Origin of the sequence: Streptomyces sp. IBSNAI002, from assembly GCF_052244475.1 — a bacterium.
Lineage (GTDB): Bacteria > Actinomycetota > Actinomycetes > Streptomycetales > Streptomycetaceae > Streptomyces.
The window spans coordinates 4,564,377-4,585,520 of the sequence record NZ_JBQPXG010000002.1; the positions used below are offsets into that span (position 1 = coordinate 4,564,377).

A 21,144-nucleotide genomic window follows, 5' to 3' on the forward strand; every position below is an offset into this window, starting at 1 on the left:
ATCGAACGACGGCAGGACGCTGCCGTTATGACCACCACCACACCGGCCCGTACGACCATGAGGATGGCCGCCCTCGTCAGTGAGATCCGCAGGGTCGTGGACCGGGGACTGGCCCCGGACCTCACCGCGTACCTGGTGGGCGAACGCCTCGCCCCGCATCTGGGCGCGCCCGACCTGCTGACCCCGGCGCAGCAGGAGGGCGACCCGGAGCGGTACCGGCAGCACGTCCTGCACGCCGAGTCCGACGGCGGCTTCTCGGTGGTGGCGCTGGTGTGGCTGCCCGGGCAGGAGACGTGCATCCACGATCACGTGTCGTGGTGCGTGGCCGGGGTGCACCAGGGCGAGGAGAGCGAACGCCGCTACCGGCTCTCGCCCGGACCGGACTCGGCCCGGCTGGTGGCCACCGAGGACGTGGTCAACGGGCGGGGAGAGGTCTGCGGGTTCGCCCCGCCCGGGGACATCCACCGGGTGCGCAACTCCTGTGGTGCGAAGGCGATATCCGTGCACGTGTACGGCGCCGACGTCTCCAGGCTGGGCACCAGCATCCGTCGGGTCTACACGCTCCCCGTCGACTGATGGCGCTTCTCCACCGCCCCCAGGGCGTGGCGGTCGGGCATGTTTCACGTGAAACATCCACCGTCTGGCCGGGGTTGGCGGCGGCCGCGGGCGGAGCCCTGGCGGCCTGGTGCATCCACCGGGCGGTACCCGCCGTCCCCATGCTGACCGCGTCGGTGGTGCTGGGCATCGCCGTGGCACACCTTCCCGGCCTGCGGGGATACGTACGAGGAACCGCCCGCCCCGGCCTCTCCCTGGCCGGCCGGCGGCTGATGCGGATCGGCATCGTCCTGCTGGGCCTCGGCCTGGGGCTGGACCAGGTCCTGCGGCTGGGCTGGGCCACCGTGGCCATGGTGGTCGCGGTGGTCGCGGCCACGTTCCTCGGCACGCTCTGGCTGGGCCGGCGCCTCGGACTGCCGGGAGACCAGCCGCTGCTGATCGCCACCGGGTACTCGATCTGCGGGGCCTCGGCGATCGGCGCGGTGAGCGAGGTGTCGGGGAGCGACGAGGAGGACGTGGCCGCCTCGGTGGCCCTCGTGACCCTGTGCGGGACGCTGGCCATCGCGGTGCTCCCCCTCCTGCAGGGGCCCCTGGGGCTCTCCGATCCCGCGTTCGGGCGATGGGTCGGCGCCGGGGTGCACGACGTCGGCCAGGTGGTGGCCACCGCGCAGACCGCGGGCCCGGCGGCGCTGGGCGAAGCGGTGCTCGTCAAACTGATTCGGGTGGCGCTGCTCGCCCCGCTGGTCGCGGCCGTCGCCTTCTCCGTACGGGCCAGGCGGCGCGGGGTGCGTACGGCCTCGGGCCGCCGCCCCGCCCCCGTGCCGCTGTTCGTCGCCGGATTCCTGGCCGCCGCGGCCCTGCGCGCCACGGGCGCCCTGCCCGACCTGGCCCTGGAATGGGCCCACACCGCGCAGGAGGTCCTGCTCGCCGCGGCCCTGTTCGGCCTGGGCAGCGCCGTGCACCTGCCGACCCTGGCCCGGACCGGCGGGCGGGCCGCGGTGCTCGGGCTCGGGGCCTGGGTGGTCGTGGCGGGGGTCTCGTACGCGGGCGTGCTGCTCACCGCATGACAGCGGAGAGGGAAGGGAGTTGGCCATTTCGTGGCCGGAACCGACCGAACGTTCTGACTGCCCGCTGACAATGCCGCGCGGCCGTGCCACTCTGCCCGGCAAGCGCACAGCCCGCACCGCCCGGCACGGCCCGCACACACCGCACGACCGATCCGCACCGACCGTTCTTCACCCCCACCCTGCCCTGGTCCGACCGACAGGCACGGACCGGGCACGGCAGAAGGAGTCATGCGTGAATCGTCATCGCATCGCCGCATCCGTCCTCTTATCGGCAGGCGCCCTGATCGCGGGGGTCCTGACCGCGGCCTCCCCGTCGGCCGCGGCGGACACGTCCGCGTCCTTCCGGCAGCAGCACACCCAGGGCTTCTGGACCGCCGAGCGGATGCGGGCAGCGACCCCGCTCGACATCACGGCGGCCCCCGGCACGGCCCGCACGCCGGTCGCCGCCTCGGCAGCCCCCACCCGCATCGCCCCGACGGCCGCCTCCGCGTCGCCCACCGCCTTCCCGCAGGCGGGCGGGGCCTGGACGGGCGGCGGAGCGGTGGTGAAGACCTCGGGCCGGGTCTTCTTCACCATGGGGGGCCGGACCGCCTCCTGCTCCGGAGACTCGGTCACCAGCGCCAACGGCAGCACGGTCATGACGGCCGGCCACTGCGTGAAGTACCAGGGAGCCTGGCACACCAACTGGGTCTTCGTCCCCGCCTACAGCAACGGCAGCGCCCCCTACGGCCAGTGGTCGGCCACCAAGACCTTCGCGACCGACCAGTGGGCCGCCAGCGAGGACATGAACATGGACGTCGGCCTCGCCGTCGTCGCCCCGCTGAACGGCCAGACCCTGAGCCAGGCCGTCGGAGCCCAGGGCATCCTCTTCAACGGTGGCTACAACAAGAGGATGTACTCCTTCGGCTTCCCCGCGGCGGCCCCGTACGACGGCACCAAGCTCGTCTACTGCAGCGGCAACAGCGGCAAGGACTTCCTGCTCACCAAGGACCACAGCCTGGCCTGCAACATGACGGGCGGCTCCAGCGGCGGCCCCTGGTTCCAGGACTTCAACGAGACCACCGGCCTCGGCACCCAGGTCTCGGTGAACAGCTTCGGCTACACCTTCCTGCCGAACCGCATGTACGGCCCGTACTTCGGCAACGAGGCGAAGGCGGCCTACGACAAGGCCCAGACGGCCTGACCCTCATCGGCCCCGCCATCCCCACCTGGCCGGTACTCTGTACCGGCCAGGTGGGTTGCCCGAGCGGCCTAAGGGAACGGTCTTGAAAACCGTCGTGGCGCGAGTCACCGTGGGTTCAAATCCCACACCCACCGCTTGCGGGTCAGGGAACTGACCGGTCAGAGGGCGGGTCCCCGATGCGGGGGCCCGCCCTCTGACTTTCGACTGGTCAGCGCCGGGATCCCCCGACTTCCCGGCGCTGACCAGTGCACTGGGGTCAAGCGGCGGCCGGTCCGCCCAGGAGGCGGGCGGCGTCAGTGCACGTCAGCGGCCGCTGGTGTTGCCGCCCTCCCGGCGCCGGCGCCTGCGGGCGCCGAGGGCTCCCGCCAAACCGATCAGGCCCCCCGTGATCGCGCCGGACACGAGGATGCGCAGCAGGTCTTCCATCGAATACTCCCCCTCTGAGCCAGGTTCACCACGACGCGTTCCACGCGTGTGGGCGCCTGATCACCACGACAGGGGACACTAGCGACGCCAGAGCGGCCTGGCTTGGACAAATTTGACCTGGCCACCGGGCCACCGGACTCCCTCGCCCCTCACTGTGGGAGGGCTCCCTCCGCCAGGCGGGCGGCGGCCATCCGGCCGGGGGTGGTCCCGGCCAGGGCGCGGAACTCGCGGTTGAGGTGCGCCTGGTCGTAGAAGCCGCAGGCAGCCGTCACGTCGGTGAGGTTGGCCCCCTCGCGGGTGAGCAGCCGCATGGCCCGGTGGAAGCGCAGCACGCGCGCGGAGGCCTTGGGCGTCAGGCCGACCTGCTCGGTGAAGCGGCGGATCAGGTAGCCCTGGCTCCAGCCCACTTCGGCCGCGATCCGGCCGACCGGGATCGCCCCGCCCGCGCGGGAGAGCAGGCGCCACGCGTGGCGGACCTCCGGTGCGGGCTCCGGGCCGCGCTCGAGGCGGGCCGACAGCGCGAAGTCCAGCAGATCGAAGCGGGCTCCCCAGTCGCTGGTGGCGGCCAGGTGCTCCACCAGCAGTCCGGCCTGCGGACCGAGTACGTCGTGGAGCTCGACCGCCCTGTTCGTCAGGTCGCTCATCGGCACGGCGAACAGTCGGAACGCCCCGAGCGGGGTCAGCTCGAGCCGGATGGCCTCCTGGCCGCCGGGGTGGTCGCACACCCGCGGCCCGTCCTCCAGCCCCACCACCAGCGAGCCGGTCACCTGGCTGTTCGGGTTCGCGTCGCCGAGCCGCCGGACCTGGGCGAACGGCGCGCCCAGGTTGATCACCACGACGGCTCGGCCCGTGGGGACGAGCCGCACCCGGTAGGGCGAGGCCGCCGCCTCCCAGTAGCCGGCATAGCTGTGCAGGAAGGGGCGCAACTGGGGAGGCCACGGCCGGGTCACCCGCCACCGGTTGCCCACCCGGGTCATCTCGACCCCCAGACCGGTCATGCCCGCGCTACCGACCACCGGCATATCGCTCTCCCTCCCGCAGCGACGAGCGCCCACGGCTCAGGGGGCAATTGTGGTCCGAGAACGCACCGGAGCGTCGTGGTGCGGGCCGGCAGGTGTCCACATCGCGCCTACCGCGGTGGCACGTCCCCGCCCGGTCACGCGGGCTTCCCCGCTGGGGTAACGACGCGCGACGCGCATCGCGACTTGCCGTGGCGCCGTGTGCGTGCCGCTGGGAATCAGAGCCCTGACGTGGGATGAAGGTGCAGGTCAGAAGGGGTACCGGAGTCTCGGAGGCGCTTCGTCGCCACCGGAGACGACCCCGCTGACTGGGCCTTCCGAGTGGTGTTTGTCGGAAGATCGGCGCGGGTCATGGGGGTGGTGCGGTTGCGGGCACATCATGACGAATGTATTCAGATCCGCCCGTCGGAACATCTCGAAACGAGGCCCCTGTCATGGCTCAGCGCAGCACTCTCTCCTCGGTCTGGACCTCGGTCCTGGCCGCCCTCGTGGCCCTCCTCACCTTCCTCGGTTTCGGCGGGAAGGCCGCTGCGGCCGTCGCGTCGGCGCCGGCCCCCGCCGCCCCGGCCGCCGCTGTCGCCGCGGTGCGTCGCCCGGCCTTCGCCGCCCGGCGGACCTGGCGGGCGATGATGCGGGGCGGATCGCTGCCGCCGACCATCAAGCAGCGGATCCGCGCGGAGGCCCACGGCAAGTCCCCGTCCGTCCGGCGTTCGACCGCCGCCGAGGCCATGGGTGCCGGACCGGGCACGGCCGCTCGGTCGCTGACCCAAGTCGGTACCCCGATCGGCGCCCCGGTTGGTACCCAGGCCGCTGCCCCGGCCGGAGCCGCTGCCGGAGCCGCCCGGGAAGTGCTCGCGCTCGCCGCGTAGGCGCAGGCGCAGCAGGGGCCGAAGGCCGGCATCCGTACGCGGAGTCGTACTCGTAACTCGTACTCACAGCCTTACCGCAGCAGTGGCAGTGGCAGTGGCAGTGGCAGTAGCAGCAGGAGTCGCAGGATCCGGATGCGCAGGCGTACGCGCCACCTCCGGGCAGAGCAGTGGGAAGCGGCGCTGGAGCCCGGTCACATGTGACCGAGGATCGCGCCGTGTGGGTGCCCCGGAGCGGGGCACGGAAGGAATGCCCCGGCGGGCGCCGGGGGCGTGCAGGGGGCGCAAAGCTTGGCATTGCAGGGCCGCAGGCCCGGGAGACGGTGGGGTTCCCGGACGGTGCGGCCCTTTTCGGCATGTTCGGGACAGGGCGTTTGATGGAACGCTTCATCCCTTGTGGGGCAGGGGTTTCAGCGGGTTCCGGGGCGCTGACCTGGGGCGCAGGGGGCGCGAATGGGGTTTATCCGATGTTGGTCATACTTGCGGGGGAATCGCAGACTCCGGGGTGGTTCGCCGGGGATTCGGTGGGCAATTCTGATCTCGCGACGTCGTCAGCACGCAGAACGACCGAGGCGGTCGGCCAACTGCCTTGGAGTGAAGCCCACTTCGGTTATCTGGAGGATTCAGACATGGCAAGCATCCGCACCGCCCGCGTCATCGCCGCCGTCGCCGCGCTCCCCCTCGCCGTCGCCCTGTTCGGCGGGGTGGCCTCGGCCGACAACGGCTCCTTCGCGAACGACGGATCGAATGCGAGCGTCGCCAGCATCATCGGCAGCGGCGTGGGCGGCGACAACAACGGCAACTCGTCCACGTCGCAGCAGGTGGCGACCGGTTCCGGCGCCTCCAACCAGAACAACACCGCGCAGGTCAACGGCTCGGCCTTCACGGCGATCAACCAGTCCAACTCGAACGTCGCCGTCGACTTCTACCCCTGGTGGTAGCCGCGGCCTGAGCCGCATGTACTGATCTCGTACTGATGAGGGCGCCTGTGCGACCGGACCGGCTGGGGTCCGGTAGCGCGGGCGCCCTCTCGCGTGCCCGCCCTGGCCCCTCTCCGACCTTGACACCACAGGTGAATCTGACGGACAGTCAGGTTCACTCGATGATGTGATGCCGGGAGGCCAGCGCCGTGCACCTCGCCCCGACCGAAGGCCAGTTGCGGCTGCGCGCCGAACTGCGGGAGTACTTCCAGGATCTGCTGCCGGACGGGGTCCCCGAAGACCCGGCCCGCCAGCGCGAACTGCTGCGCCGCATCGGCGCCGACGGACTGCTCGGCCTCGGCTGGCCCGTCGAGTACGGCGGCCAAGGGCGCGGACCGGACGAGCAGTTCGTCTTCTTCGACGAGGCCTACCGGGCGGGCGCCCCCGTCTCCATGGTCACGCTCAACACGGTCGGTCCGACCCTGATGAAGTACGGGACCCAGCAGCAGAAGGACTTCTTCCTGCCCCGGATCCTCAAGGGCGAGATCGTCTTCGCCATCGGCTACTCCGAACCCGAGGCCGGCACCGACCTCGCCGCCCTGCGCACCCGGGCCGTCCGCGACGGCGACGGCGCCACCACGGACGACGGCGCCACCACGGACGACGGCGCCAGGACGGCCGACGGCGCCAGGACACGCGGCGACTGGGTCATCGACGGGCAGAAGATCTTCACTTCGAACGCCCAGAACGCGGACTGGATCTGGCTCGCCTGCCGCACCGACCCCGAAGCCCCCAAGCACAAGGGCATCTCGATCATCCTGGTCCCCACCGACGCCCCGGGCTTCTCCTGGACCCCCATCGACACAGTCGGCGGACTCACCACCACCGCGACGTACTACGACTCCGTGCGCGTGCCCGCCGGCCATCTCGTCGGCCCCGAACACGGCGGCTGGGGCCTGATCACCAACCAGCTCAACCATGAGCGCGTGGCCCTCGCCGCCATCGGCATGCAGGCAGAGGACTTCTACGAGGCGGCCCTCGCCCACGCCCGAACCCCCGACCCGGTCACCGGCGAACGCCCCGCCGACCTCCCCTGGGTGCGCTCCCGGCTCGCCGAGGCGCACGCCCGGCTGGCCGCCGTACGCCTGCTCAACTGGCGCCTCGTCCAGGACGTGGGCGGCGGCACGCTGGCCCCCGGCGACGCCAGCGGCGTGAAGTTCCTCGGCACCGAATCCACCGTCGAGGTCTACCGGATGTGCCAGGAGGTGGTCGGCGAGGAGGCCCTCGTCCGGGGGCCCGGGGCCTTCGCGGGCGGCGAACTGGAACGGATGAACCGCGCCGCCCAGATCAACACCTTCGGCGGCGGGGTCAGCGAGGTCCAGCGGGAGATCGTCGCCATGATGCGGCTCGGCATGAAGGGAAGGAAGCGATGACGGCGGACGCTGCCGGCGCAGCCGAGGAGGCAGCCCGGTTCCACACCCTCCTCACGGCCTTCGAGGGGCGGCCCGCCGCCACCGCGGGCCGGGGCAAGGACGTGGTCAACCAGGCGATGATCCGGCACTGGTGCGAGGCGATGGGCGATGCGAACCCGGCTTACACCGGCCCGGACGCCATCGCTCCGCCCACCATGCTCCAGGCCTGGACGATGGGCGGCCTGTCCGGCCACTCGGACCGCTCCTCGGCCTACGACGACCTCTTCGTGCTCCTCGAATCCGCCGGCTTCTCCTCGGTCGTCGCCACCGACTGCGAGCAGGAGTACCTCCGCCCGCTGCGCCCCGGCGACGCGATCACGTTCGACGCCGTCATCGAGTCCGTGTCGCCGCGCAAGACGACCAAGCTGGGCACGGGCCACTTCGTGACCACGCGCATGGACGTCCACGCGGACGGCGAGCTCGCCGGCACCCACCGCTTCCGGATCCTCAAGTACGCGCCTTCCGGCAGGCCGCGGGAGCAGCAGCCGCCGCAGCCCATGCCCAAGGCCCAGCGACCCCGTCCGGTGATCAACCGCGACAACGAGGGGTTCTGGGCCGGGGTCCGCGCGCACAAGCTGCTGATCCAGCGCTGCACCAACTGCGCCACCCTCCGGTTCCCCTGGCTCCCCGGCTGCAACGCCTGCGCCTCCCCCGCCTGGGAGACCGTCGAGGCCTCCGGCGAAGGCACGGTGTTCAGCTACGTCGTCATGCACCATCCGCCGTTCCCCGCCTTCGACCCCCCGTACGCCGTGGCGCTCGTCGAACTCGCCGAAGGGGTCCGGATGGTCAGCAACATCACAGGGGTCCCCTACGACAAGGTGCGGATCGGGCTGCCCGTCCAACTGGAGTTCCTGCGCGTCGACGACGACCTCGAACTCCCCGTCTTCCGCGGGAGTGCGGGCTGATGGACTTCCACCCCACCGAGGAGCAGACCGCCGCGGCCGGACTCGCCGCCCGGATCTTCCACGACCTGGCCACCCACGAACGCCTCGCCGCCGCGGGCACCGGCAGCGACGCCGAACTGTGGAAGGCCCTGACGGCCTCCGGGCTGATCGCCGCCGTCCAGGACGTCGGCCTGCTCGGGCTGGTCCTGCTCCTGGAGGAACAGGGCCGCACCACCGCACAGGTCCCGTACGCCGCCACCTGCGTGTACGGCATGCTCCCGCTGGCCGCGCACGGCAGCCCCGAGCAGCGCGCCCGGCTGCTGCCCGCGCTGGAGAGCGGCGAGGCGGTGGCCACCGGGGCCTTCCCGGCCCGCGGCCGGATCACCGCGCGGGACGGCCGGCTCACCGGGACCGCCCCCGCCGTGCCCTGGCTGCGCGAGGCCACGCACGTGCTGGTCCCGGACGCCGACCGGGGGCTGTGGCTCGTACGGACGGACGCGCCGGGCGTTCGGACCTCCCCGGTGGAGACCACCGCACCCTGGTCGGCGGGACGGCTGGCCCTGACCGGCGCCGAGGCGGAGCGGATCGGCGGCGCCAGGGCCTACGAGGAGGTCCTCGCCACGGCCCGGACCGCCTTCGCCGGACTCCAGGCGGGCGTCTGCGCGGGCTCGCTCGCCCGGGCAGTGGAGTACACCTCGACCCGCGAGCAGTTCGGCAGGCCGCTCTCCACCAACCAGGGGGTCATGCTGCGCGCGGCCGACGCCTACATGGACACCGAGGCGATCCGGGTCACCGCCTACGAGGCGGCCTGGCGGATCGACGAGGGGCTTGCGGCGCGCGAACACGCGCTGACCGCGGCCTGGTGGGCCTCGGAGGCGGGCAAGCGCGTCGTTCACGCGGGCCAGCACCTGCACGGCGGCATGGGCGCCGACCTGGACCACCCGGTGCACCGGCACTTCCTGTGGGGGCGCCAGCTGGACGCGTATCTGGGCTGCGGCAGCGAACTGCTGGCCGAGCTGGGAGCTTCGATAGCCGAAGGGGAACGCGCATGAGGGTCGGCGACACACTGCCGCCGCTGGAGATCCCGGTCACCCGCACGCTGATCGTGGCGGGTGCGATCGCCTCCCGGGACTACCAGGACGTGCACCACGACGCGGCGCTGGCGCGCGAGAAGGGCTCACCGGACATCTTCATGAACATCCTCACGACGAACGGCCTGGTCGGCCGGTACGTCACCGATCACCTCGGTCCGCAGGCCGTGCTGCGCAAGGTGGCGATCCGGCTGGGCGCCCCCAACTACCCGGGCGACACGATGACCCTCACCGGCACGGTCACCGCCGTGGCCGGGTCCACGGTCGAGATCCGCGTGGTCGGCGCCAACGGCATCGGCCACCACGTGACGGGAACGGTCACCGCGGAGGTACCGGCATGAGCGTGCGCACGCGCGACGAACTCGGCGGCCGCGCCGCCATCGCCGGCATCGGCGCCACCGAGTTCTCCAAGGACTCCGGCCGCAGCGAGCTCAAGCTCGCCGTGGAGGCCGTGCACGCCGCGCTCGACGACGCCGGGCTCACCCCCGCCGACGTCGACGGCATGGTCACCTTCACGATGGACACCAGCCCCGAGATCACCGTCGCCCAGGCGGCCGGCATCGGAGACCTTTCCTTCTTCTCCCGGATCCACTACGGCGGCGGCGCGGCCTGTGCCACCGTCCAACAGGCCGCCCTCGCCGTCGCCACCGGGGTCGCGGAGGTCGTGGTCTGCTACCGCGCCTTCAACGAGCGCTCGGGCCGGCGCTTCGGCTCCGGCGTGCAGCAGCGCGAGCCCTCGGCCGAGGGGGCCGCGCTCGGCTGGTCGCTGCCCTGGGGGCTGCTGACCCCCGCCTCGTGGGTGGCCATGACGGCCCAGCGCTACCTGCACACGTACAACCTGACACCCGAGGCCTTCGGGCACGTCGCGGTCACCGACCGGCGGCACGCCGCGAACAACCCCGCCGCGTACTTCCACGGCAAGCCCATCACCCTCGCCGACCACGCCGCCTCGCGCTGGATCGTGGAGCCGCTGCGGCTGCTCGACTGCTGCCAGGAGACCGACGGCGGCCAGGCCCTGGTCGTGACCACGGCCGAGCGGGCACGCGATCTGCGGCAGGCACCCGCCGTGATCACCGCGGCCGCGCAGGGCGCCGGCCGCCGCCAGGAGGGCATGACCTCCTTCTACCGGGACGACCTCACCGGGCTGCCCGAGATGGACGTGGTCGCGCGCCAGCTGTGGCGGACCAGCGGGCTGCGGCCCTCGGACATCGACGTCGGCATCCTCTACGACCACTTCACCCCGTTCGTGCTCATGCAGCTGGAGGAGTTCGGCTTCTGCGGGCCGGGCGAGGCCGGCGATTTCGTGGCCGCGGACGCGCTGCCGCTCAACACCCACGGCGGCCAGCTGGGGGAGGCCTACCTGCACGGCATGAACGGGATCGCCGAGGCAGTCCGCCAGCTGCGCGGCAGCTCCGTCAACCAGGTCGCGGGGGCGGAGCACGTACTCGTCACGGCCGGTACGGGCGTGCCGACCTCCGGGCTGATCCTCGGAGCCGACGGCTGAGACCGGCCCGCCGCGGGGCCCCGCCTCCTCCACCTTCAGGGGGTGGGGTTTGCCCTACTCCTACAACCTGAGGCGGACCTCGCTTCGGCACCTGCGGGCGATCCCAGGGCGGGCGGGCGCTCCTAGCGTGGAGCCATGACCACGCCTGTGTGCACGCTCGCCTCGCAGCCGACGCCGTACCCGTCGTTCTCGGCGTACGTCCGGACCCGCGGCACGGTCCTGATGCGCACCGCGCGCTCCCTCACGGCCAACCCGTGCGATGCCGAGGACCTGCTCCAGACGGCCCTCGCGAAGACGTACATGGCCTGGGACCGCATCGAGGACCACCGCGCCCTCGACGGCTACGTCCGGCGGGCCCTCGTCAACACCCGGACCTCCCAGTGGCGCAAGCGCAAGGTCGACGAGTTCGCCTGCGACGAGCTCCCGGAGACCGAGCACGCCCCGGCCGCCGACCCCGCCGAGGCGCAGGCCCTGCGCGACGCGATGTGGCGCGCGGTGACCCGGCTCCCCGACCGGCAGCGGGCCATGGTCGTCCTGCGGTACTACGAGGACCTCAGCGAGGCGCAGACCGCCGAGCTGCTGGGGGTCTCGGTCGGCACGGTCAAGAGCGCCGTATCCCGTGCCCTGGGCAAGCTCCGCGAGGACCCGGAGCTTACGCCGGTCAGGTGAGCCGGACGATGTTTCACGTGAAACGAGGGGATGTTTCACGTGAAACACAGCGTGGTTTCTACTCCCGGGTAGTGACATGCCGACCGGTACGTGCGCAGAATCGGCAGCATCCGTAGCCGCCGCGGCGCCGCAGCGCTCACCGGGAGGACGCTTTGCTGAGCACCATGCAGGACGTACCACTCCTCGTCACCCGCATACTCCAGCACGGGATGACGATCCACGGGAAGTCCCAGGTCACGACCTGGACCGGGGAGGCCGAGCCGCACCGCCGCAGCTTCGCCGAGATCGGTACCCGGGCCACCCGCCTCGCGAACGCCCTGCGCGACGAACTCGGTGTGCAGCAGGACGACCGTGTGGCAACCCTCATGTGGAACAACTCTGAACACGTCGAGGCGTACTTCGCGATCCCGTCCATGGGCGCGGTCCTGCACACCCTCAACCTGCGGCTCCCTCCCGAGCAGCTGGTCTTCATCGTCAACCACGCCGCCGACCGGGTCGTGCTGGTCAACGGCACCCTGCTGCCCCTGCTGGTGCCGCTGCTGCCGCACCTGCCGACCATCGAGCACGTCGTGGTCGCGGGCGTCGGAGACCGTTCCGCCCTCGCGGGCCTGGACGTACGCGTGCACGAGTACGAGGAGCTGCTCGAGGGCCGCCCCGACACGTACGACTGGCCCGAACTGGACGAACGCCAGGCCGCGGCCATGTGTTACACCTCCGGCACCACGGGGGACCCGAAGGGCGTCGTCTACTCGCACCGGTCGATCTACCTGCACTCCATGCAGGTCAACATGGCCGAGTCGATGGGCCTGAACGACAAGGACACCACCCTCGTCGTGGTCCCGCAGTTCCACGTATGTGCGCGCAAAGGGGGAGGGAGGCGGTCAGGGCGTTTGACCTGCTCAAACGGGCCACGGACGCACCGCGCCGCCTGTCCTAACCGCCGCACTGTCGCGCTCGCCGGAGGCTTCCATGTTTAGCACCATGCAGGACGCCCCGCTCACCGTTAGCCGGATCCTGCGGCACGGCGAACGCATCTACGGATCGTCGACAGTCACCACGTGGACGGGCGGGGAACCCCAGCGACGCACCTTTGCCGAGATCGGGGCGCGCGCCGCACAGCTGGCTCACGCACTCCGCGGATTGGGCGTCCGCGAGGGCGACGTCACGGGAACCTTGATGTGGAATAACGGCGAGCACGTCGAGGCGTACTTTGCCGTCCCGTCCATGGGTGCAGTGCTCCACACGCTGAATCTTCGGCTTCCGACAGATCAGCTGAGCTACATCGCGCACCACGCTGGCGACAAGGTGATCTTGGTCAACGGCTCATTGGTCGGGCTGCTGCTCCCGCTCCTTCCGAACCTGCCACGCCTTGAACACGTGGTCGTCTCCGGTGCAGCGGCGGACGAGGCCCGCGCGGCGCTCTCCGCAGCTCCCGGCGTCCAGGTGCACGAGTACGAGGAGTTGATCGCCGGGCGCCCCACCGTCTATGACTGGCCAGAGCTGGACGAGCGGCGGGCCGCCTCGCTCTGCTACACGTCGGGGACCACCGGGGACCCCAAGGGCGTCGCGTACTCGCATCGATCCATCTACCTGCACTCGATGCAGGTCAACATGACCGAGTCGATGGGGCTCACGGACGCGGATCTTTCGCTCGTGATCGTGCCCCAGTTCCATTGCAACTCCTGGGGGCTACCGCACGCGGCGTTCATGACCGGCGTGAACATGTTGATGCCGGACCGCTTCTTGCAGCCCGGTCCGATCGCCGAAATGATCGAGCGTGAGCGCCCGACGCACGCTGCGGCCGTGCCTACCATCTGGCAGGGCCTGCTAGCCGAGCTGACCGCGAAGCCGCGCGACGTCAGCACCCTGACTCAGGTCACGATCGGCGGCTCGGCCTGCCCTCCCTCCCTGATGAAGGCGTTCGACGATCTCGGCATGCGGGTCTTCCACGCTTGGGGCATGACGGAGACGTCGCCGCTGGGCACGGTGGCGAGGCCGCCGGCCAAGGTGGCGCACGGCTCCGACGAGGAGTTCGCCTACCGGCTGACGCAGGGCCGCTTCCCGGCGGGTGTCGAGGGACGTCTCATCGGCCCGGATGGTGCCGAACTTTCGTGGGACGGAGAGTCAGCGGGTGAGCTGGAGGTGCGCGGACCGTGGATCGCGGGCGCCTACTTCGGCGGGGTGGATGGAGAGCCCACCCGGCCGGCTGACAAGTTCAGCGCGGACGGCTGGCTCAAGACCGGCGACGTCGGCGTGATCAGCGCCGACGGCTACCTGACCCTGACCGACCGGGCCAAGGACGTGATCAAGTCCGGCGGCGAGTGGATTTCGTCGGTCGAGCTGGAGAACGCCCTGATGTCGCATCCTGACGTTGTCGAGGCTGCCGTCGTCGCGGTCCCTGATGAAAAGTGGGGGGAACGGCCGCTCGCCACCGTGGTGCTCCGGGACGGTGCGGCGGCCGACTGGCTCGCTCTGCGGGAGCACCTCGCGTCTAGCGGCATCGCACGGTGGCAGCTGCCGGAGCGGTGGGCCATTGTGCCGGAGGTGCCCAAGACGAGCGTGGGCAAGTTCGACAAGAAGGCGTTGCGGGCACGCTTCGCGGAAGGGGCGTTGGAGGTCGAGCAGGTCTGAGAGGGCCTGACGTAACGGCTCAGGTCAGGGGCCGGCCCCCCTACGACCAGCCAAACAGAAGCGGACCGCACCCACCGGGTACGGTCCGCTTCCGCGTTCACGGCGTGGCTACCGTACGCCGTGCGCGGCGGCCAGGCCGACCAGGCCGGCCCATGCGGACGGGGTGACCATCAGCACCGCGCCGCCCTTCACCTTGCTATCGCGCACGGGGATGACACCGTGAGTCGCAACGTACTCGGGGGCCCACTCGACGCACTCGCCGCCGTTGTTGCCGCTGTACGTCGACGCACGCCAAGCCTGCTCGGGAATGTCGGCATCGTTCATGAGTAGAGATCCTTCAATGTGGAGTCGATCAGGTCGGCCGACTCATCCGGCGGGCACGCCATGGCCGTGAGCAGATCATAGGCGCCCCGCGCCTTTTCCAAGTCGTCTGGCTCAGCAAGGAGATAGCCCCGGGGGAACCCGTCCACGTGCACGACGTCGGAGCCCTCGGGGAACGAGAGCACACCGAAGGGGCTGTGATACCCGTGGTGCCGCCCCTTGTCCTTGATGATCTGCACGCGATGCGTCGGGTCCTCGGCCAGGCCGCGCAGATGCCCGAGCTGCGCGCGCATCACGTCCGGCCCGCCGACCGTGTGGGTCAGCACGGCCTGATTCACGACCAGCCAAAGCCGCACAGGCTGCTCACGCTGCAAGATCCGCTGTCGCTCTATCCGAGCGGTGACCAGGTCTTCGAGGTTGGAAGGCCGACCAGTGCGCAGCACCGCGCGGGCGTAGTCCGTCGTCTGCACCAGGCCGGGTAGGAGCTGCGGGTTGAACATCCGCACCACGGCCGCTTTCTCTTCCAGCTCGACGTACCGGCGGAACCAGGGCGGGAAGGCGTACCGCAGCACGAGCGGCCACAGCCGAACGAACCGTCCATTGGAGTGAGGAAACAGGCGGTCACAGGCTTCCGCGAACTCCCTCGGCGGGATCCGGTCGCCGCTTTCGATCTTGGCCACGAGCGAGTATCCGCAGGTTGCCGCCTTCGCCAGTTCCTTGCGCGAGATGCCCAGGCGTTCGCGCTCTAACCGGACCTCGCGGCCGAAGTGCACCAGCGGGGACGCGGTCGGGTCGGTCGGGTCGGTCTCTTCTGTCTCCACGCTCATTCGAACAACTCCCCGAAAATCCTTGGACAGTTACGCCTGTCCAGACTTCCCCCCTGTTGAGAGTACGCGCGCAGGGCGACGCTTGTAGCACAGAAAGTCATCAAGTCTTCGGGCGACCGGAAGGGCGTGACGACCATGGCGGACAAGCTCCCGAAGCGCGTGCGACTCATGAGCGACGTGGACGCCGCCATAGCCCGGAGGGACTTTCACCGGCTCGGCCTGGACGACTCCCCGATGCCCGACTGGGTGCCGGCTGAGGCCGCGCCGATCCGGACGACCACACGAGCAACCCCCGAGATCCTGCGAGCCCTCACGGCCGGGCTGGAAAGGCGGTTGAGCGATGAGCAGTGAGACCAGCGCGGCCCCCGTGCTGCACACCCCCGTTCTGCTGGAGCTTGAGCCCGTACCGGTGCCGGGGTGCCTGATCTGTGGGGCCGCCGGGCGACACCGCGAAGCGGTCCGCCCGCTGGGCAACGGGGTGAGCGTCGACAACTGCAACACCATCATCCGGCAGCACCCCCACCGGATGACCGACGGCGAGGGAGCGGCGGCGTGAGCACCCCTGAGGAAGGCGACGGCGCCGGTTGGGTGCCGTACATCGGTGAACTGGTCAAGATCAAGCCCACGGGGCAGCTGGGCAAGCTCCTGGCCCGCGAGTGGGGCAAGGTCCAGGTCCGGGCCGTCAAAGGCGGGATCGAGTGGGACATCGAGCCGGGCGACCTGGTCAAGCCGACCGATGAGGAGCGCGTCAGCGTCGGCGTCCGGCACGCCAACGCAGCTAGCCGGGTGCCCAGGTGAAGCCTGAAGAGGTCTTCCGCTTCACGGCGGACCAGCGCGCCGAGCTGGAAGCGGGATGGGTCGACATGCTCGCCGAGTACCAGGCCGCGGAGGTGTCGGCCGCCATCGAGGAAGCCGCGCCCGAGCTGGTGAAGCGTGCCGTACGGGAGGCGAGCCGGCGGCGAGGGCGGGTGCGGCGGGCGTACGACTTCGCGGCCCGGTTCACGGGTCCGCTCATGGTCTTCATGATCTTCGGTGGTGTGGGGCTGTTCCTGGGGGCGGCGGCGGTGATGCAGCGGTGAGGCAGCTTCGGCCCCCGGGGCGAGTGTGCGGGTCCATGGCCTGGCTCAAGGCGGATCAGGTCGAGTGGGCCCGCCGCTGCCACCAGGAGACGGCCCCGTTCCGGGGGGTCATCCCGGCGGTGATCCTCTGCGCGAAGCCCGTGCACGCCGGGGACATCTTCCACGTGGGGCGCATCCGGGGGGTGCCGCCGGACAAGGGCGGCGGGAACATCCTGCTCGCCTGGCGTAAGCGAGACGTGTTGATCTTCCACGACTCCCGCCTCGCCGCGCTGCGGGTCTAAGGCTCCGCCCCCTGCTCGCTATCCGGTCCCCACTTCCCTTATGGCCGCGAGATACGCAGGGGGGCGGGTTGGAACGCTTCGGCTGTCCCCCCTTCCCCACCACCACAGCCGAAGCAGCTGGGGCGCCAATAGGTAGGAACTGGCGCCCGCACGGTGGCCCCGCCCGTTCCCTCTCCCTCGGGCGGGGCCCTCCCCCCAAGACTCCGTCCTTGCCGGACGGATCCGAGATCGAGGCTCCCCCGCCACGTATCGGAATCCCGGCAGGGGCGGTGCCAACCCCCACCCCGTCCGGCATGCACGGCAATGGGAGCCGGGCGGGGTGGGTCAGCAAGTGCACGACGGTGCGGGGACAGACCACGTACCGGGGATCTTGAGGAGGCACAACAGTGACGCTCAAGGAAGCACTCAAGCGCATGGCCACCGTTCGCGGTGACGAGGACGAGGACAACGGCGGCCACGGGTCCAGCCAGACGGACATCGAGGACGGCGACGGGAAGGGCGGCAGCGGCTCGCCCGGCCACTGATCCGGCCCAACTGTAAAGCGGCGCCCCGGGTTTCGACCCGGGGCGCCGCCCGTTTCTGGCTACGCTGGGCAGTACCCCGAGGAGAGGTGACCTGCTGTGCACATGCTCGCCGTTGACTGGGATTTCTTCTTTCCGACCCCCGACGCTGGGGGGCCGGTCGGGGATCACCCGGAGCTGTACGGGTGGCCCGTGGCTGAGGACGAGTACCACACGGAAGTGGTCTGGGAGGCGCGCGCGAAAGCGTTCCTTGGGGCCGGGGTGGAGCTGCCCCAGGTACAAGGGTGGCGCGGCTTCTGGGACCGGTTCACGTTCACGGACCGGGCCGTACTGATCTATGCGGACAGCAACGCGTGGGCCGGGCAGCTGTGGCCCAGCACTGTGGGCGGGTCGGGGGCGTGGGAGTCGGTTCACCTGTACGACGCGCACCACGATGCCGGGTACAAGACGAATCACGCGTCATTCGATCACTGGCGGACGAGCGGGGACGGTATCCGGTGTGAGAACTGGATGCTCGCGCACGCGTGGGCCGGCGCGCGGCTTCACGTCCACTTCCCGCCGTGGCGGGAGAGTCTGGCGCGCCCCCGCGAGGTGCCCCTCGTCGAGGTCGACATGACGATCGACGACGGGGCCGTGCCCGGGGTGGCGTTCGACGCGGTGTACGTGTGTCGGTCGGGGGCGTGGGTGCCGCCGTGGTCCGATGGGGAGTTCACGGAGTTCATCCGGAGCGCTCCCGTTCCGATCGGTCTGCACCCGGGGAACCAGTGGGTGCACCCGCGGCCTGATCCGCTGCGGATGGGCGAGCTGAAAGAGGCTCTGTACGCTCGCGTGGCGGAGTTGTCAGACCGGAACGGGTGAACGCACGAAGGCGCCCCCGTACGGCCCGGAGCAGGCCGTACGGGGGCGTTGTGCTGCTACTTGGCGGCGAGTTGCCACAGGGTGAGGGTCAGGCCGGTGACGGCGACCAGGGCGGCGACGGACGGGAGCGGCCATCGGGACCGTTCGAGGGTGTCGAGGCGGGCCTCGTGGTCGGAGAGCTGCCGGTCTGTCTGCTTGCCCTGCTGTACGAGCAGGGCGAGGCTTCCGTCGACGCGGGCGAATCCCGTCTCCATCGTGCCGCGCAGCCTCTCCAGCTCGACGGCGACGGCGGCCGGGTCGGAGGGGGTGGTGATGGTCACGAGACGTCGGTGCCTTTCGCGTTGTCGACCAGGCCCAGGCCGACGCGGTCGAGCAGGGCCTCGACGGTCGGCAGCGCCATGACGCGGGCGAGGCCACCGGCGGCGGCGAGGGCGGCGGCGACCCACGGGAGGGTGTCGGGGATGCCGGCCGCGCCGATGACGGCGGGCAGGGCGACGGCCAGGGCGACCGTGGTCTGAATGACGGTGCGGACGGTCCGCTTGGCGGCGTCGGTCATGTGGGGCTCCTTCGGGGGGTGCTGGGTGGGGCGGGGTCAGACCTTGGGGACCTTGAGGGCGGCCCAGGTCTTCGGGCCGGGCCACCCGTCGGCGGCGGCCCCGGTGTGGCCCTGCTTGCGCTGCCACGCGGCGTAGCTCTGGCGGTCGGCGTCGGTCCACTGCGGGCCGGGGCCGGACTGGTAGCGGCTGCACCCCTCGGCGGCGAGGCGGCGGCCCATGGCGGTGACGATCGGGGATCGGGGCGCGGTCTTGAACCATGCGGCCCCGGGGAACGGCTCGAACTTCTGGCCCGGGTTCGGGGCCGGGTCCGGGGTGCCGCCGGGGCGCGGTGCGCCGCGCTGTACCCACGCGTACAGCGGACCGCCGGGGCAGGCGGTCGGGTGCCCGTCCTTGTGGCCCTTGACGTCGGCGCCGGCTGCCCCGTCGTTGCGTAGCCATTCGATGGCGTCGCGGATGCCGTGTAGCTGGGCGGGGGTCGGCTCGGTCAGGCCGGAGCTGCCGACCATGGCGCACACGGCGTAGTGGGCGCGGTTGAGCGCGGTCGTGCCGTTGGCGCCGGTCTGGTGGTGCGCTCCGCGGCCTTCGTAGACGTAGCCGTGCGGGCACACCATCGCCGAATACGCGATGTCGGAGTAGTCCTCGTCATCGTCGGCGAGGTGCATGGCCTGGATGGCGCGGACGCGTCCGGCGCACAGGGTGTGCGCGTCGGGGTTGGCGAGGCTGGGCGGGATGTGGCTGCCCTCGTAGTGGATCTTCACGCCCCGTGTGTCGGGGATGCGGGTGAGCCTGTAGCGGGAGGGGCGGGCGCCCCACTGGGCGCGGCTGACGAACTTCACGCGGGGCCTTTCTGGGCATGCCAAGGGCCCCCGGCGCGGTGCGTCCGGGGGTGCGGCGGGGTGGGTGGTTATGCGGGCAGTAGCTCGCGCAGCGAGTTGACGATGCGGCGGGAGAGGTAGAAGTGCCCGGCGTCGGTGGGGTGCACCAGGTCGGTGCCCACGTAGATGGGGGCGTTGCCGGTGGTGATCCACGGGCCGTGCGTGGCGACGGCCTGCCCGTTCGCGGCGTAGATGGTGCCGGTGACCGGGGAGACGAACGGTAGACCCGCGAGGGCGGCGGCGGACCTCAGGGTTTCGTCGGTGGCGACGATGCTGGGGGCCGGTGTGCCGGTGGGGGCCCAGCAGCCGAGTACGTACGTCTCGCACGCGGGCAGGCCGCTGGTGATCTGGCCGTACAGGGCGGTCGCGGCGGCCTTGATGACGGCCTGGTCGTTCCCGGCGACGTCGTTGTACCCCCCGAACACGATCAGCCGGTCCGGGGCCCACGCGACGATGTCGGCCGGGGCGCGGGTGCCGAAGTTGGCGAACGTGCCCGGGTTGACGTACCCGGTACCACCGCGCCCGGACTCCCACACGTCGGTGGAGCCGAGCAGGCGGGCGGCGCGCGCCACCCATGTGCCCTGGCCACCGCCCGTGTTGTGGGCACTCCCGTCGCTGATGGAGTCGCCCAGGACGGCCAGGCGCCCGCCCTGCAACGGGACGCGCCACAGACCAGCGGATGGGGGCAGGTACACACCGCCGAACGGCATCGTGGTGCAGTCGAGACGGATCGTCCTCGGGGCAGCGCTGCCCAGGTCGATCGTGATCAGGTGCCCGGATCCGGCGTTCGTGCCGCCCGCCGGTTGGGTTACGTCGCTGGCCTTGCGCCCGTCGATGGACAGGCGGAACTGAGACGCGGTGCTGATGTGCTTGTACCGGACCTGGATGTACCGGCTGTCGGTGCCGAACTCCACGCACCACACGGCCTGCCCGGACGTGTAGAGGTTGGGGTACCTCGACGTCGGCAAGACGTACTGGTTGTCGGGGGTGCCGGTGCCGGCCAGGAACCCGCCCGCCCCCGCGAACGTGAACGCGCCCCGGACCTCTCCGCCCGCCAGGGCGACGGGGGCGGGCACGTGCCGGACGTATCCAGCGGCCGGGGTGGTGCCGAGCGTGGTGGTGATGACCGGCGCCGGACCCGCGTACAGGGAATCCGCGGTGAGGAGATCGGGCAGGTCCCGGCGGCGCCACCTGGTATTCGACGGTCCCGGCGGGCCCTGGATGCCCTGGGGGCCGGTCGAGCCCTTCGGGCCGGTCGGACCGGGTACCGCGAGGTAGTTGGGCTTCGTGGGGTCCGTGGGCGCGATGTCGGCGAGGTCGACGTCGTCTTTCGCGGCGGGGATGAGGATGTTGTACGAGCGGTTCGTACCGACCCCGGCAAGCTGTTCGGTGACGACGTACGACCAGCCGGTAGGCGTCATCCCGGCCGCGTCGGTGGCGGGCAGGGTGACCGATATTCGGCCCTGCGGGTCGAGCTGGGCGATGACGGGACCGCCCAGGATGACGTCTGCCGCGCCAAAGGTGAGCATGGCCGGGGC

27 protein-coding genes, 1 tRNA gene and 1 pseudogene are annotated in these 21,144 nt (G+C 71.2%); 21 read left to right on the forward strand and 8 right to left on the reverse strand.

The window, feature by feature from the left end; translation table 11 throughout:
* Positions 1–27: 27 nt before the first annotated feature.
* From ACTVZO_RS21980 to ACTVZO_RS21995, 4 genes are all read left to right on the forward strand, one after another.
* The gene (locus ACTVZO_RS21980; RefSeq protein WP_443300015.1) at positions 28–576 is read left to right on the forward strand and encodes a cysteine dioxygenase; all 549 of its coding nucleotides are present in this window, start codon (positions 28–30) and stop codon (positions 574–576) included.
* Complete coding sequence (locus tag ACTVZO_RS21985; protein ID WP_443300016.1) at positions 576–1,622, forward strand: YeiH family protein; 1,047 nt, start codon at positions 576–578, stop codon at positions 1,620–1,622. Before ACTVZO_RS21980 ends, ACTVZO_RS21985 begins: the two co-directional genes overlap by 1 nt.
* 232 nt (positions 1,623–1,854) lie before the next feature.
* The gene (locus tag ACTVZO_RS21990; protein ID WP_443300017.1) at positions 1,855–2,805 is read left to right on the forward strand and encodes a trypsin-like serine peptidase; all 951 of its coding nucleotides are present in this window, start codon (positions 1,855–1,857) and stop codon (positions 2,803–2,805) included.
* A gap of 49 nt (positions 2,806–2,854) precedes the next feature.
* Positions 2,855–2,939 (forward strand) — tRNA-Ser (locus ACTVZO_RS21995).
* Positions 2,940–3,108: 169 nt separating this feature from the next.
* On the opposite strand, the gene ACTVZO_RS22000 is transcribed toward ACTVZO_RS21995, so the two are convergent.
* Together ACTVZO_RS22000 and ACTVZO_RS22005 are read right to left on the reverse strand one after the other, a co-directional pair.
* A complete protein-coding gene (locus ACTVZO_RS22000) occupies positions 3,109–3,231 on the reverse strand; it encodes a hypothetical protein (RefSeq protein WP_443300018.1) in 123 nt (40 codons plus the stop codon).
* Between the two features lie 149 nt (positions 3,232–3,380).
* Positions 3,381–4,253 (reverse strand): helix-turn-helix domain-containing protein, encoded by an 873-nt coding sequence (locus ACTVZO_RS22005; protein ID WP_443300019.1) that lies wholly within the window; start codon positions 4,251–4,253, stop codon positions 3,381–3,383.
* Positions 4,254–4,684: 431 nt separating this feature from the next.
* On the opposite strand from ACTVZO_RS22005, the gene ACTVZO_RS22010 reads away from it, so the two are divergent.
* The 10 genes and pseudogenes from ACTVZO_RS22010 to ACTVZO_RS22055 all read left to right on the forward strand — a co-directional run bounded on the left by ACTVZO_RS22010 (position 4,685) and on the right by ACTVZO_RS22055 (position 14,287).
* Complete coding sequence (locus tag ACTVZO_RS22010; RefSeq protein ID WP_443300020.1) at positions 4,685–5,119, forward strand: DUF6344 domain-containing protein; 435 nt, start codon at positions 4,685–4,687, stop codon at positions 5,117–5,119.
* Between the two features lie 626 nt (positions 5,120–5,745).
* Positions 5,746–6,057: a hypothetical protein gene (locus ACTVZO_RS22015; protein ID WP_443300021.1), complete on the forward strand. Its 312-nt coding sequence runs from the start codon at positions 5,746–5,748 to the stop codon at positions 6,055–6,057.
* A gap of 188 nt (positions 6,058–6,245) precedes the next feature.
* Complete coding sequence (locus ACTVZO_RS22020) at positions 6,246–7,469, forward strand: acyl-CoA dehydrogenase family protein (RefSeq protein ID WP_443300022.1); 1,224 nt, start codon at positions 6,246–6,248, stop codon at positions 7,467–7,469.
* Positions 7,466–8,413 (forward strand): bifunctional MaoC family dehydratase N-terminal/OB-fold nucleic acid binding domain-containing protein, encoded by a 948-nt coding sequence (locus tag ACTVZO_RS22025; RefSeq protein ID WP_443300023.1) that lies wholly within the window; start codon positions 7,466–7,468, stop codon positions 8,411–8,413. Before ACTVZO_RS22020 ends, ACTVZO_RS22025 begins: the two co-directional genes overlap by 4 nt.
* Positions 8,413–9,444, forward strand: a complete 1,032-nt coding sequence (locus ACTVZO_RS22030) for an acyl-CoA dehydrogenase family protein (protein WP_443300024.1) — start codon at positions 8,413–8,415, stop codon at positions 9,442–9,444. The genes ACTVZO_RS22025 and ACTVZO_RS22030 overlap by 1 nt, the downstream gene beginning before the upstream one ends.
* Positions 9,441–9,824 (forward strand): MaoC family dehydratase, encoded by a 384-nt coding sequence (locus ACTVZO_RS22035; protein ID WP_443300025.1) that lies wholly within the window; start codon positions 9,441–9,443, stop codon positions 9,822–9,824. Before ACTVZO_RS22030 ends, ACTVZO_RS22035 begins: the two co-directional genes overlap by 4 nt.
* A complete protein-coding gene (locus tag ACTVZO_RS22040; protein ID WP_443300026.1) occupies positions 9,821–10,987 on the forward strand; it encodes a lipid-transfer protein in 1,167 nt (388 codons plus the stop codon). The genes ACTVZO_RS22035 and ACTVZO_RS22040 overlap by 4 nt, the downstream gene beginning before the upstream one ends.
* 135 nt (positions 10,988–11,122) lie before the next feature.
* Positions 11,123–11,656 (forward strand): SigE family RNA polymerase sigma factor, encoded by a 534-nt coding sequence (locus tag ACTVZO_RS22045; protein ID WP_443300027.1) that lies wholly within the window; start codon positions 11,123–11,125, stop codon positions 11,654–11,656.
* A gap of 152 nt (positions 11,657–11,808) precedes the next feature.
* Positions 11,809–12,516, forward strand: a pseudogene (locus tag ACTVZO_RS22050) (AMP-binding protein); the annotation flags it as partial.
* A gap of 109 nt (positions 12,517–12,625) precedes the next feature.
* Positions 12,626–14,287, forward strand: a complete 1,662-nt coding sequence (locus ACTVZO_RS22055; protein WP_443300028.1) for a long-chain fatty acid--CoA ligase — start codon at positions 12,626–12,628, stop codon at positions 14,285–14,287.
* 108 nt (positions 14,288–14,395) lie between these two features.
* Here ACTVZO_RS22055 and ACTVZO_RS22060 read toward each other — a convergent pair whose 3' ends face one another.
* Positions 14,396–14,611 carry a DUF397 domain-containing protein gene (locus ACTVZO_RS22060; protein ID WP_443300029.1) on the reverse strand — a complete coding sequence of 72 codons (216 nt, stop codon included), beginning with the start codon at positions 14,609–14,611 and terminating at the stop codon, positions 14,396–14,398.
* On the reverse strand, positions 14,608–15,435 hold the full coding sequence (locus ACTVZO_RS22065; protein ID WP_443300030.1) for a helix-turn-helix domain-containing protein: 828 nt from the start codon (positions 15,433–15,435) through the stop codon (positions 14,608–14,610). The genes ACTVZO_RS22060 and ACTVZO_RS22065 overlap by 4 nt, the downstream gene beginning before the upstream one ends.
* A gap of 135 nt (positions 15,436–15,570) precedes the next feature.
* On the opposite strand from ACTVZO_RS22065, the gene ACTVZO_RS22070 reads away from it, so the two are divergent.
* From ACTVZO_RS22070 to ACTVZO_RS22100, 7 genes are all read left to right on the forward strand, one after another.
* Positions 15,571–15,786: a hypothetical protein gene (locus ACTVZO_RS22070; RefSeq protein WP_443300031.1), complete on the forward strand. Its 216-nt coding sequence runs from the start codon at positions 15,571–15,573 to the stop codon at positions 15,784–15,786.
* Positions 15,776–15,991 (forward strand): hypothetical protein, encoded by a 216-nt coding sequence (locus tag ACTVZO_RS22075; RefSeq protein WP_443300032.1) that lies wholly within the window; start codon positions 15,776–15,778, stop codon positions 15,989–15,991. Before ACTVZO_RS22070 ends, ACTVZO_RS22075 begins: the two co-directional genes overlap by 11 nt.
* The gene (locus ACTVZO_RS22080; RefSeq protein ID WP_443300033.1) at positions 15,988–16,233 is read left to right on the forward strand and encodes a hypothetical protein; all 246 of its coding nucleotides are present in this window, start codon (positions 15,988–15,990) and stop codon (positions 16,231–16,233) included. Before ACTVZO_RS22075 ends, ACTVZO_RS22080 begins: the two co-directional genes overlap by 4 nt.
* Positions 16,230–16,514 (forward strand): hypothetical protein, encoded by a 285-nt coding sequence (locus ACTVZO_RS22085; protein WP_443300034.1) that lies wholly within the window; start codon positions 16,230–16,232, stop codon positions 16,512–16,514. Before ACTVZO_RS22080 ends, ACTVZO_RS22085 begins: the two co-directional genes overlap by 4 nt.
* Positions 16,515–16,549: 35 nt before the next feature.
* Complete coding sequence (locus tag ACTVZO_RS22090; protein WP_443300035.1) at positions 16,550–16,795, forward strand: hypothetical protein; 246 nt, start codon at positions 16,550–16,552, stop codon at positions 16,793–16,795.
* Between the two features lie 386 nt (positions 16,796–17,181).
* Positions 17,182–17,319, forward strand: coding sequence for a hypothetical protein (locus ACTVZO_RS22095; protein ID WP_443300036.1), 138 nt, complete (start codon positions 17,182–17,184; stop codon positions 17,317–17,319).
* A 96-nt stretch (positions 17,320–17,415) separates the two neighbouring features.
* A complete protein-coding gene (locus ACTVZO_RS22100) occupies positions 17,416–18,174 on the forward strand; it encodes a hypothetical protein (protein ID WP_443300037.1) in 759 nt (252 codons plus the stop codon).
* Between the two features lie 56 nt (positions 18,175–18,230).
* Here ACTVZO_RS22100 and ACTVZO_RS22105 read toward each other — a convergent pair whose 3' ends face one another.
* From ACTVZO_RS22105 to ACTVZO_RS22120, 4 genes are all read right to left on the reverse strand, one after another.
* Entirely contained in the window at positions 18,231–18,494 is a 264-nt protein-coding gene (locus tag ACTVZO_RS22105) for a hypothetical protein (protein WP_443300038.1), read from the reverse strand.
* Positions 18,491–18,730, reverse strand: coding sequence for a hypothetical protein (locus ACTVZO_RS22110; RefSeq protein ID WP_443300039.1), 240 nt, complete (start codon positions 18,728–18,730; stop codon positions 18,491–18,493). The genes ACTVZO_RS22105 and ACTVZO_RS22110 overlap by 4 nt, the downstream gene beginning before the upstream one ends.
* Positions 18,731–18,766: 36 nt before the next feature.
* Positions 18,767–19,567: a peptidoglycan-binding protein gene (locus ACTVZO_RS22115; protein WP_443300040.1), complete on the reverse strand. Its 801-nt coding sequence runs from the start codon at positions 19,565–19,567 to the stop codon at positions 18,767–18,769.
* A 68-nt stretch (positions 19,568–19,635) separates the two neighbouring features.
* The gene (locus ACTVZO_RS22120) at positions 19,636–21,135 is read right to left on the reverse strand and encodes an SGNH/GDSL hydrolase family protein (RefSeq protein ID WP_443300041.1); all 1,500 of its coding nucleotides are present in this window, start codon (positions 21,133–21,135) and stop codon (positions 19,636–19,638) included.
* Positions 21,136–21,144 lie beyond the last annotated feature (9 nt).